The following is an 11,322-nucleotide window of genomic DNA, read 5'->3' as shown; positions in this document are numbered from 1 at the left end:
CGCCGCCCGGGGATCCGGCGGAGATCCGCCGGAGATCCGCCGGGGCTCCAACAGGGCTTCGGCAGAGCTTCGGTGGGTCTGCGGCGGGCTCCGGCATGGTTTCGGCGGGGCTTCGGTGCTCCGTCCCGCTGCCCGCAGCGCCCCGTGAGTCGCTGTCAGCGACGGGGCCCGGTGGTTCCACGGCAGACTTCGGCGGGCTCTGGCGGGGCTCCGGTGCACCGTCCGGCCGCCCGCAGCACCCCGTGAGTCGCTGTCAGCGACTGAGACAGGGTCCAGCGACCGAAGACGCTCCGGGCGCTGGGCCCGCGCGGGTCCGGACCGGCCCCAGCGACTGAGGAGAACAGCGGCCCAGCGACTCGGCGGGCTTCGGAAGCCGCCCGGTCGCTGGTACATGAGCGCAGGTCAGAGAAGCTCCGCCTGCCGTTCCAGCGACCGTAGCGACTCAGGGTCCGGGCTTATGACGGCATTCGCGTGCGCGTGTGCGTGCGCGTGTCATAGACGGGAGTCCTGAGTCGCTTCAGTCGCTGTTTGGGGAGAACTCACCCCTCTGGCCTGGGATTTCTTCACGGCGGCTGACAGCGACCCAGGAGATCCCCGGTCGCTGTTCCTCCAGTCGCCGGGGTCCCGGTCGCTGTTCCTCCGGCCGACCGGCCGCCGTCCCGGGTCCCGGGTACGGGTCCCGGGTACGGGTGAGGGCCGTGTCCGGCGGGGTACGCCGTCCACGGCCCTCGTGGCACTGCCCGGTTCCGTCGGGTTTCTGTGCCGGTCCTCGGATTTCCTGCCCCGGCCCTGGGGTTTCCGCCCCGGCCGGGGTCTGTCCGAGGCTGCGGGAGACCCCGCGCGTTCTCGCCGGGTCTCCGACCGGCCGCCTGCTTGTCCGGTGCCTCCGGTGTGCCGGTGCTGGTTGCTCCGGTGCCGGTCGCTCTGGTCTCCCGGTGGTTCTGGGTGGTTCTAGAAGAACTCGGTGTCCGGGTCCAGGCCCACCAGGACCCGGCCGTAGGCCTCGAAGCCGCCGAGGGGGGCCATGAGGCCGTGCAGGGCGAGTCCCTGGATGTCCCGGTGGACCCGCTGGAACGGCTGGGAGCGCTGGATCACGGAGGCGCCGCTCACCGAGTGGAGGATGTCGACGGCCTCTTTCGACAGCAGGACCGCGTAGGTGATCTGGCTGCGGATCTCGACCCGCTCCTCCATGGACATCCGCTCGCCCGCGTCGGCGGCGTTCTGCATCCGCAGGGTCCAGCTGTCGGCCAGTGCCTTGGCGGCCGAGATCTTGTTCGCCGCCGCCGCCACCTGGAACTGGACGTAGGGGTGTGCCCGCTGCTCCTCCCAGTGCGTGTAGGCGATGTTCTTGCCCGGCAGGCGGCCGAGGAACAGTTCGAGCCCCGCCCGTGCCATTCCGAGGTAGGCCGCGGCGGACAGTGCCATCACGTACGAGGTGAGGCCGTACTCCCGGCCGCTGCCCTCGGCGTGCGCCCGGCCGGCGACCTGGCCCTCCAGTACCTCGAAGCCGTCCACGACCCGGTGCGCCGGGACGAACAGGTCCTTCACGGACGAGGTGCAGCTGCCGGTACCGGCGGCCGAGGAGACGTCCCAGTCGTCGGTGAGGACCATGTCGGACGCCCGGACCACCGCGTAGACCTCCTCGTGCACGTCGTCCGTGCGCTCGACGAGGGCGGCGAGGATGTTCCAGTCGGCGCCGCGGATACCGGTGTTGAAGCGCCAGCTCCCGTTGAGGACGAAGCCGTCGTCGGTACGGGTGGCCCGGCCGGTCGGGGTGAACCCGCCGGAGACCTTCAGCGAACCCCCACTGGTCGCGTAGATCTCTTCCTGGGCCCGGTCCGGGTACTGCGAGATCATCCAGGCGCTGGAGATCCAGGCGTTGGCCACCCAGCCCGTCGATCCGCAGCCCCGGGCGATCTCGGCGACGACCGCGAACTGGTCGGCGAGCGGCAGGTCGAGCCCGCCGAAGCGCTGCGGCACCGCGGACCGGAAGACCCCGGCCTGGTCAAGCAGTTCGATGTTCTCCTGGGTGAGCCAGCCTCGCTCCTCGGTCGCGCGTCCGTTGTCACGGAGGGTCCGCACGCTCTCCCGCACCGCTTTCAGTACGGTGCCGGCGTCGATGTCGACCGTGGCCATCCTGCCTCCTCTGCCGCGAATTCGTCCGGTTCCGCCGACTGTACTGCCGGTTCATTCAACCGTTTCCGGAATTCGCTCACACCTCGGTCATCGCCGGGACTGTGAATTGATGAGCGTTCGGTTACCCATATCTGAAAATCGTGGAGCTTTTCCCGGCCGGGGTGGTCCCGGCCCCGGCGGCCCGGGCTGGAGTGCGGGCCCGGCGCGGGCAGGGAGCCGATCACCTGCCCGCGCCGGGAGTCGCACCCCGCACCGGTCGCGCACCGGCCCCGGCCCCACACCGGTCCCGGCCCATGCCCCGCACCGGTCCCGCACGGGTCCCGGCCCAGGCCCCGCACGGGTTCCACACCGCCCCCGCAGGGGTTCCGGTCCGTGCCCCGTACCGGTTCCGCACCGGCTTCCGGCCCCACACCGGTTCCGGGTCAGCACTGGTTCCGGGTTCCGCACTGGTTCCGGGTTGCGTACCAGGTTCCGGGTCAGCGGCGGCTCTCGTCGGTCCAGATGCGGCTGCTGAGGTCGGAGCCCCGCAGTACCTGCACCCGCCAGGGGTCGATGCGCAGGACGTGGTACTTGGGGTCGTCGGGGCCGCCGCGCCAGAAGTTGAGCGGGTTGTAGCCGACGCCCGCCGGGCTTCCCTTGCGGTAGAGGTCCCAGGCGTACTGCCTGGTCTCCCGGTCCTCGGCCCAGGTGGAGACGCTGTCGATGAACACCGCGTTCTGCCGGGGGTTCCAGTAGGAGTAGGTGGTGTGCGGGTTGTTCGCCAGATGGGCCACCTTCACGGGTGTCTTGTAGGCGGCGAGCCAGCCGACGGGCTTTCCGTCGACCACTTCCCAGATCGGGAGCAGTACGCGGGCTCGCGGGCGGGATTTCTTGTCCACGGTGATCATCGTGCAGTAGACGATGTCCTGGATGTAGGAGTTGAACTTGTCCTCGATTTCCGAGAAGGATTCCACGGTGGTAGCCATATCGGTTCCTCTCGGTGTCCTGCTGCTGTCGGTGAGGTCTTGGGAAAGCCCTTCTGTGATGAGAATGCAGTACGTGTGCCGGTCGGGGAAGAAGGCACTTTAAAGTCACCTACTTCCTTCGCGGTCACCGTCAGGGGCGGGGCCGGAACTGGTCGATGAGGGCGGCGTAGCTGTCGCCGCCGCGGCCGTTGTGGAGTGCCTCGGCGACGATGCCGCGGAACAGGCGGGGCATCGAGACGTCGACGCCGGCCGTCTCGCTCTCCTGCACGAGGTGGTCCATGGCGGCGGCGTGGGTGTCGAGGCTGGCGTCCTTGGCGACGGGTGCCCCGGCGTCGATCTGCTCGGCGTAGGCCGTGACGAACTCGGTGAGGGAGGAGATCCACTGGTTGGCGAGGACCGCGAACTGCGAGGCGGGTACCTGCGCGGTTCCCACCAGGGCGGCTCCGTGCAGGAAGCTGTTCAGCACGCCCCACATGACCGTGAGCAGGGCGACGTCGTGGAGGGCGGCCAGGCCGGGGTCCTCGCCGATGTGCACGCAGGTGCCCAGGTCGCGCAGGACCGGCAGATGCTGTGCGAAGACCTTCTCGTCGCCGCTGTGGAGGAGTACCGCGTCGGGTCCTCCCATGGTCTGGGGGACGGCCATGACGGCGCCGTCCAGGTAGGAGGCTCCCTGTCCGGCGGCCCAGTCGGCGAGTTCGCGGGCCTGGGCGGAGGTGCTGGACGTCAGGTTGACGACGGTGCGTCCCTCCAGTGTCTCTCCCAGTGTGCCGAGCACGGAGCGGACCGCTTCGTGCTCGGTGAGGCAGATGATGACGGGGCCCCGGGTCGCCGCCACGGCCGCCGCGGCGGAGGGCGCGGGTACGGCGCCCTGGGTGATCAGGTCCCCGGCCCGTCCCGGTGTCCTGTTCCATACGGTCAGGGAGCGGCCGGCCCGCAGGTGCGCGGCGGCGATCGCCCGTCCCATCAGACCGAGACCCAGAATTGCCACGTCCGCTTCGGTGGTGCTGCCGGCGTCTTCGGCCCGGTTGTCGACCATGAATTTCACCTTCTCTTTTTTGTGGCCCGTTCCCCCGTGGGGGAAAAATATTCCCGTCACGCGCTGCTCAAGACTCTTTCAAGGGGCTGGTGGGAGAGTGGCGGAAAATCTGCGGGAAGTGCACCACAGGCCTTCCGGCGCGTCAAGGATTGCCAACCTGATCCGGCCCGCGGGTATTTCCGAATGCACGTCAGACCTTGGAGCGGGGGGCAATGAGGTTCAGATTGCTGGGGCCGTTGGAAGCGATATCGGCGGACGGGCCCGTCGCCCTGGGCGGGACGAAACAGCGGGCGACGCTCGGGTATCTCCTGCTGAATGCCAACCGGGTGGTGGCGACGAGTGAGCTCGTGGAGGCGCTCTGGGAATCGGAGGACGTCCCCGCCACGGCCCGGAAGATCCTGCACAACGCGATATGGGGTCTGCGGACGATTCTGTCCGAAAACATGGGCTCCGGATCGCCCGGTGCGCCGGAACTGGTGACCAAGGCCCCCGGCTACATGCTGCGGGTCGACCCCGACGACGTGGACCTGCTGGTGTTCCGCCGGTGGGTGACGGCCGGCAGGGCCGAACTCGCGGCGGGCGCGGCGCGGGACGCCTCCCGGTGGCTGCGGCAGGGCCTGGACCTGTGGGGAGGCCCGCTCCTGGCCGATCTCGCCGAGTCGGGTATCAGCTGGCCGGAGCTCGACGCGGCCCGCCGGGACCGGCTCGATGTGCTGGAGGACCTCTTCGAGGCCGAACTGGAGTGCGGTCACCATCATTCCATCCTCGGTGAGCTGACGATGATGGCCGAGGCGGAGCCCTGGCGGGAGCGGGCCCGCGGGCAGCTGATGCTCGCGCTCTACCGCTGCGGGCGGCAGGCCGACGCTCTGAGCGTCTACGAACGGGTGCGGTCCTCGCTGGTGGAGAACCTCGGGCTGGAACCGGGCCACGGCCTGCGCACGCTCCAGCACGCGATACTGACCCACGATCCCGCGCTGTCCGCGGACTCCGGCGGCCCGCGTGAGAGCGCCGGGCCGCCCGGTGCGCGGTGGGCACCGGACCGGCAGCCCGCGCTCTCCCCGCTCGCGCCGTCCCCGCAGGGCGGCACGAGCGAGCGGATACCGGTGAGCGCGCTGCTCGTCGGGCTGCGTCTGGGCAGTCTCGACGAGGTGTCCCCGGGCGAGATAGAGACGGCGCTGCACACCGTCGAGGACGTCATCACCCGGTTCGGCGGGACCGTCGTCGCCGCGATCGGGTCGCTCACCCTGGCCCTGTTCGGTGCCGAGCGGCCCGGCGAGGACGATCCCGAGCGGGCCGTCCGGGCCGCCCTGGCACTGCGCGAGAGGTTCTCGGCCGACACCCAGACGGCGCTCAGGGCGGCGGTGACCACCGGCCGGGCCCTGGTCCGGCTGAGCCCGGGCCCCGACGCGGGCCGCCCCTCGGCCGTGGGAACCCTCCTGGACGACGGCCGCACCATGCTGGGGCGGGTACCGGACGGCGAGGTGTGGATGAGCGGCGCGGCACGGCTGGCGACCACCGGGTCCGTCGCGGCGAAGTCCGCCGACGACTGCTCCGACGCCTGGCAGGTACTCGGGCTCCTGGGCGAGCAGGCCGCGTTCCGTACCGACCGCGAACACGAACTGGGAGTCCTCAACGGGCTGCTGGACTGGGCCCGGCACAGCTCCGTGCCCCATCTGGTGACCGTCCTGGGAGCGCCCGGCGTGGGCAAGTCCCATCTGCTGGCGGAGTTCGAGCGCAGTATCGCCGTCCAGTCCCCCGCGCCCGTGCGGGTCCTGACCGCACGGGCGGGCGGCGGCGAGCCGCTGGCGGTGGCCGGGGTGATCCTCTCCCGCTACTGCGGTGTCCTGCCCCGGGACGCGGTCGAGGTCGCCCGCGCCAAACTCGCCGCCGCCGTCTGGCGGCTGCCCATGGCCAAGGCCCACCGCGCCCAGATGTACCGGAACCTGCTGCCGCTGCTGCCCTCGGGCACCTCCCCCGCCGACCCCGCCGGCCGCGGAGAGATCCTGCACGCGTGGGGAGAGCTGCTGAGCGCGGCGGCGGTCCTCGAACCCCTCGTCGTCGTCGTCGACGACGCCCACCGGGCGGCCGACGCCGTACTGGACCGGCTGGAATCCCTGTCCGACGGCGCCGGCACGGCCCCGCTCCTCACCATCGCCACCGCCCGCCCGGAACTCCTCGAACGCCGCCCCGGCTGGGGCGGCGGGAAACACCGGGCATCGACCCTGACCCTGCTGCCGCCACAAACCACCCCACCCGCCACCACACTGACCTCCCGCCCCCACCCACTGCCGCACATACGGCGCATCGCGGTCTGAACGGACCACGGACCGTGGCGCGAGCGGAACGCCGCACCAGCGGACAACAGACCGCGCGTCAGCGGACAGCGGACCGCCGCTTGAGCGGACGGCAGACCGTAGCGTCAGCGGACAACGGGCCGCCGCGTGAGCGGACAACGGGCCGTGGCGTGAGCGGACTTCGGTACTAGAACGAGGGCCCCGCCGCCTGGATCGCGGCGGACCGCCCTGTGGGCAGACCGCCGTGTGAGCGGATGGCGGTGCGGGCGGACCACGGACCGTGGCGCGAGCGGACGGCCGTTCCGCGTGAGCGGACTGCGGATCGCGGCACGGGAACGGGCCCGCCGCGGACCGCCGTGTGAGCGGACAGCGGTGCGAGCCGGCAGCGGACCGCCGTGTGAGCGGGATGGCGGCCGTGGTGTGAGCGGACGGCCGTTCCGTGTGAGCGGATGGCGGATCGTGGTACGGGAGCGGGGCCCCGCCGGTGTGATCGTGGCGGGGCCCCGTTGGTGTCGTGCCGGGGGGTCAGACGTTCCAGACTCCGCGTGCGGCGGCGTCCTTCACGAAGCCGGAGAAGTCCCGGGGCTCACGGCCCAGCACGCGCCGGACGGTGTCGGTGGGGGTGGAGTTCTTGTTGTCGCGGATCTGGGCGACCAGGTCCGCGACGAACAGCGCGTAGTCGGCGGGCACGTCGTAGCCGACCAGCTCGTCCACGTAGGCCTGGTGGTCGACGGGGACGTAGCGGATGTCCCGGCCGGTGGCCTGGGCGATCTCCCTGACCGCCTCGTCCAGGGTGAGAGCGCGGGCGCCGCTCAGTTCGTAGGTCTGCCCGGCGTGACCGTCGTGCAGGAGCGCCTCGACCGCGACGGCGGCGACGTCCTCGGTGTCGACGAACGGCTCGCGGCCCGACCCGGCGGGGAGCGCCACCTCACCGGCGATGACACCGTCGAGCAGGACGCCCTCGTCGAAGTTCTGGAAGAACCAGTTGGGCCGCAGCACGGTCCACTCCGCGCCGGACTCCTGGACGGCGCGCTCCCCGGCTATCAGTGACTTGCCGCCGACCAGATCGGTCACCCGGGCCTGGAGCAGCACCAGCCGGCGTACTCCGCCCGCGACCGCGAGGCCGGACAGCTCACGCAGCGCGGCCTCGGCGTCCCACGCGCCGGGCTTGTCCTGCGCGTCCACGAAGTAGGCGACGTCCACACCGGCGAGCGCGGGCTCCCAGGTGTTCTTGTCGTCCCAGTCGAAACGGACGTCCCCGGAGCGGCTGGCCGCGCGGACGGTGACCCCGCGCTCCTTCAGCCGGTTCACGACGCGTCGGCCGGTCTTTCCCGTACCGCCGAGGACGAGGACGGTGGTGTCGGTCATGGCGATGAGCCTTCCTGAAAAAGAGAGGGGGGAAGAAATAGGTGGGGCGGGGCGAGGGACAGGGGACAGACGGGTCCGGGCCGCCCGCGGGATGCGGGCGGCCCGGTGGAGAGGGGTGTGCGTCCCGACGGAGGGGGGTTGCGTCCCGGCGGAGGGAACTGCCCCGGCGAAGAGGAACACGCACCCCGACGAAGGGAGGTGTCCCGACGAAAGGCCGTCCCCGTGAAGGGCTGCCCCGACGAAAAGGAGCCCGCACCCCGACGAAGGACTGCCCCCGCGAAGGGGAACACGCGCCCCGGCGAAGGGGTGTCCCGACGGACGGAGGGTGCGCACCCCGACGAAGGAAGGTGTCCCGGCGAAGGGGAGCGCGCACCCCGACGAAAGGCTGTCCCCTCGAAGGGAACGCGCGCCCCGGCGAGGGGTTGTCCCGACGGACGGGGATGCGCGCCCCAACGAAGGGAGGTGTCCCGATGGACGGAGGGTGCGCGCCCCGACGAAAAGGCTGTCCTCCGCGAAGGGAATGTGCACCCCGACGAGGGCGTGTCCCGCCGGACGGGGATGCGCGCCCCGACGAAGGGAGGTGTCCCGATGCAGGGTTGTCCCGGCGGAGGGAAGCGTGCGCCCCGGCGAAGAGCTGTTCCGGCGGTGGGGGTGGGCGCCCCGGCGAAGGGAGGTGTCCCGGCGAGGAGTTGTTCCGGCGGTGGGGGGTCGGCGTCCCGGCGGTGGGGGGTGTCCCGGCGGGGGTGTGTGCCGGTCAGCCGGAACGGTGGATCACAGGAACGGGGTGTCGGGGGCGAGCCCGAGGATGGCCCGGCCGTGCACTTCCTGGTTGGTGTTGAAGGCGAACAGGGCGTGCAGCGCCAGGCCCCGGATGTCCCGGTGGAAACGCTGGAACGGCACGTCACGCATGATCACCGAGGCGCCGCTGGCCTCGAACAGCTCATCGACGGCCTCCTTCGCGAGCTGGATGGCGAAGCCCGCGGTGCCACGGGCTTCGGCCCGCTCCTGCACCGACTGGCTCGTCCCGGCGTCGGCGTGCTCCTGCAGACGGCGCAGCCAGTTCTCCTGCAGGGCCTCGGCCGCAGCGATCTTGTTCGCGGCGACAGCGACCTGGATCTGGGTGACCGGGGACTGGCTCTGGTCGGTCCAGGACGTGTAGGTGATACCACGCCCCGGCAGCCGGTCGAGGAACAGCTGGTAGGCGCCCTTGGCGATCCCGATGTACGCGGAGGCGCCCTGGGCCATGAAGAAGGGGACGAAGGCGTAGTTACGGCCGGTGGCACCGGTGTTGGACCGGTCGCCGGTGGTACCGCCGAGGACCTCGATCAGACTGACCACACGGTGGGCCGGGACCCTCACGTCCTCGGCGGTGGCCGTGGAACTGCCCGTGCCCGCACCGTACGCGGCGTGCCAGTCGTCGGCGACGGCCAGCTCGCCGAACGGGACGAGGGCGGCGAAGGGAGCCGGGGTCCCGTCCGGGCCGGTGATCAGAGCGGACAGCAGCGCCCAGTTCGCACCGCGCGCGCCCGACAGCCACTTCCAGGAACCGTTCAGGGAGTACGAGCCGTCCTCGTTAGCCGTCAGCGTGCCCGACGGGGTGAAGCCGGTGGAGACCCGCACGGAGCCTCCGGCGTACACCTCCTCCTGCGCCTTGTCCGGGAACAGGCTGGGCACCCAGGCACTGGACACCCAGATCATCGAGACCCAGCCGGTGGCCGTGTCGGCACGGGCTATCTCACCCAGGATCCTGACCTGGTCGGCGATCGGGGCGTCCAGGCCACCGAAACGGCGCGGGACCGACAGACGGTACACACCGGCCTTGTCGAGCAGCTCGATGTTCTCGTCCGGGATCCAGCGACGGTCCTCGGCCTCGGGACCGCTCTTGCGGAGCGTCTCGACGACGGCTGTCACCTCGTCCAGCACCGTGGTGACGGCACTGTCGGTCGTGGTCATCCTGTCTCCTCAGAAAATTTTGCCGCAGCAACTTTACGGCGCACTGTTTCCCTACGCCGACGGGCATTTCCATTCTCCCGGAAACACGCTCACGCACAGGTAATCCGGCACTCTCACAAACCCCCACCCAGACACCCGGACAGCCGGACACCAGAAAACAACGCCGCCCGGACACCAGCAGAACAACAGAACCCAGACACAAGGACACAGCCGGGACCGGACACGAGGAAACCACGGGGGCCGGACAGCGGAAACCGGTGAAAACCGATCAAGGAAACAGCGGCGGCCGGACGGTCGAAACCGGTGAAAACCGATCAAGGAAACCACGGGGGCCGGACAGCGGAAACTGGTAACAACCGGTCAAGGAAACAGTGAGCGTTTTCAGCGTTGCCTCTCCAGAGTGAGGACGGCTTTGGTGATGACGCTCATGTGGTTGGGGATGATGCGGGATCTGCGGAAGATCTGGCAGGACTTCAGCGGTGCCATGCCGCGTTCGACGGGTGCGCGGGCCTGGGCGAGGGCCCGGTTGACGGTGCGGTGGGTCGGGGTGAGTTCGCCGCCGGGTGGTCGTCTGAGGCCGGTGGTCACCCAGGGCCCGGCGCCGGTGCAGGCGCGGTCGGCGAGGATCGGGAGACCCTGAAGAAGCCCAGCGGGGGCCGGTACACGGACCCGGAAGGGACCGGTCACCGGGAAACGACGGCCGTCAGTCAGCAGACGGAGCCGGTGACGGCCCGTCACCGGGAACAGCAGAGGGCCAATCCCGGGAAACGACAACTGCCAGTCCCGGCAAGGCAAACGACAACTAGCGTTCCCTGTACAGGGAAACGACGACTGCCGGTCCTCGTCAAGGGAAACGGCAGCGGCCCGTCACCGGACACACCGGCTCCGCGGACCGGTACCGCGAAACCGGCAGTGCCGGTCCACAGATCCGGCGGCTGGCGGTCACCGGGACACCCGGCAAGGCCAGTACAAGGAACCGGCGGCAGCCGGTCACCGGGAAGGACGACGGCCGGCACGGGCACGGGCACGGGCACGGGCACGGGCACGGGCACGGGCACGGGCACGGGCACGGGGTAACGGCCGGTGCCGGTACCGGGGTAACGGCCAATGCGACGCTCATTCCCGTATCCCGGCCGGGAAACGGCGCTGCCCCGGCCGACCGGGATACGGAAGGCCAGGGCAACACCGTTCACGCCTGGTGCACGCGCGGGCGGGAGAGACCGTTACCGGGTAACGAGCGGCCCCGGAACGGTCGCCCAGTGCGCGGGCGGGCGGGACAGACCTATCTCGAGGCCTCGACGCGTTCGGTGGTGTCGGGGGCCGGTGCCGTGACGGGTTCGGCGCTGGTGGCGCCGGACTTGCTGCGCAGGCCGAACGCGCTGATGAACGCGGCGACCAGCGCTGCGACCAGGGGCACCACGAGAGCGGCCTGGTAGCCGTCCAGGAGAGCGGCGGGAGAAGTCCCGTCGGTGGCAGCGATGTTGACCGCGGCGACACCGGACAGACCCAGCGCCGCACCGAACTGGAACGAGGTGTACAGCAGACCGCCCGCGACGCCCTGCTCCTCCTC

Annotated in this window: 6 protein-coding genes and 2 pseudogenes; 1 reads left to right on the top strand and 7 read right to left on the bottom strand. The window is 70.8% G+C overall.

The features are described from left to right. Nucleotides 1-951: 951 nt before the first annotated feature. The 3 genes from ACIRQY_RS35475 to ACIRQY_RS35465 form a co-directional block, all read right to left on the bottom strand. On the bottom strand, nucleotides 952-2,136 hold the full coding sequence (locus tag ACIRQY_RS35475; protein WP_351796706.1) for an acyl-CoA dehydrogenase family protein: 1,185 nt from the start codon (nucleotides 2,134-2,136) through the stop codon (nucleotides 952-954). 476 nt (nucleotides 2,137-2,612) lie between these two features. After that, nucleotides 2,613-3,101 carry a pyridoxamine 5'-phosphate oxidase family protein gene (locus tag ACIRQY_RS35470; protein WP_351796704.1) on the bottom strand — a complete coding sequence of 163 codons (489 nt, stop codon included), beginning with the start codon at nucleotides 3,099-3,101 and terminating at the stop codon, nucleotides 2,613-2,615. Between the two features lie 130 nt (nucleotides 3,102-3,231). Then, complete coding sequence (locus ACIRQY_RS35465) at nucleotides 3,232-4,137, bottom strand: NAD(P)-dependent oxidoreductase (RefSeq protein ID WP_403932949.1); 906 nt, start codon at nucleotides 4,135-4,137, stop codon at nucleotides 3,232-3,234. Nucleotides 4,138-4,349: 212 nt separating this feature from the next. Here ACIRQY_RS35465 and ACIRQY_RS35460 point away from each other — a divergent pair, with 212 nt between their 5' ends. Next, nucleotides 4,350-6,452, top strand: a complete 2,103-nt coding sequence (locus tag ACIRQY_RS35460; protein ID WP_403932946.1) for a BTAD domain-containing putative transcriptional regulator — start codon at nucleotides 4,350-4,352, stop codon at nucleotides 6,450-6,452. Between the two features lie 504 nt (nucleotides 6,453-6,956). Here the strand turns inward: ACIRQY_RS35460 and ACIRQY_RS35455 are convergent. The 4 genes and pseudogenes from ACIRQY_RS35455 to ACIRQY_RS35440 all read right to left on the bottom strand — a co-directional run. After that, nucleotides 6,957-7,799 (bottom strand): NAD(P)H-binding protein, encoded by an 843-nt coding sequence (locus tag ACIRQY_RS35455; protein ID WP_403932943.1) that lies wholly within the window; start codon nucleotides 7,797-7,799, stop codon nucleotides 6,957-6,959. Nucleotides 7,800-8,570: 771 nt separating this feature from the next. Next, complete coding sequence (locus tag ACIRQY_RS35450) at nucleotides 8,571-9,752, bottom strand: acyl-CoA dehydrogenase family protein (RefSeq protein ID WP_351796692.1); 1,182 nt, start codon at nucleotides 9,750-9,752, stop codon at nucleotides 8,571-8,573. Nucleotides 9,753-10,133: 381 nt separating this feature from the next. Then, nucleotides 10,134-10,391, bottom strand: a pseudogene (locus ACIRQY_RS35445) (transposase family protein); the annotation flags it as partial. 643 nt (nucleotides 10,392-11,034) lie between these two features. Continuing rightward, nucleotides 11,035-11,322 (bottom strand): annotated as a pseudogene (locus ACIRQY_RS35440) (MFS transporter); the annotation flags it as partial.

Source organism: Streptomyces sp. NPDC101490, assembly GCF_044767145.1.
GTDB lineage: Bacteria > Actinomycetota > Actinomycetes > Streptomycetales > Streptomycetaceae > Streptomyces.
Note: the sequence above shows the minus strand (reverse complement) of the source record. Positions and strands in the feature narration are given on the sequence as shown.

What these genes read in the sequence shown, in the direction of transcription:
- ACIRQY_RS35475 (WP_351796706.1), bottom strand. Translation starts at nt 2,136, where the DNA reads ATGGCCACGGTCGACATCGACGCCGGCACCGTACTGAAAGCGGTGCGG.
- ACIRQY_RS35470 (WP_351796704.1), bottom strand. Translation starts at nt 3,101, where the DNA reads ATGGCTACCACCGTGGAATCCTTCTCGGAAATCGAGGACAAGTTCAAC.
- ACIRQY_RS35465 (WP_403932949.1), bottom strand. Translation starts at nt 4,137, where the DNA reads ATGGTCGACAACCGGGCCGAAGACGCCGGCAGCACCACCGAAGCGGAC.
- ACIRQY_RS35460 (WP_403932946.1), top strand. Translation starts at nt 4,350, where the DNA reads ATGAGGTTCAGATTGCTGGGGCCGTTGGAAGCGATATCGGCGGACGGG.
- ACIRQY_RS35455 (WP_403932943.1), bottom strand. Translation starts at nt 7,799, where the DNA reads ATGACCGACACCACCGTCCTCGTCCTCGGCGGTACGGGAAAGACCGGC.
- ACIRQY_RS35450 (WP_351796692.1), bottom strand. Translation starts at nt 9,752, where the DNA reads ATGACCACGACCGACAGTGCCGTCACCACGGTGCTGGACGAGGTGACA.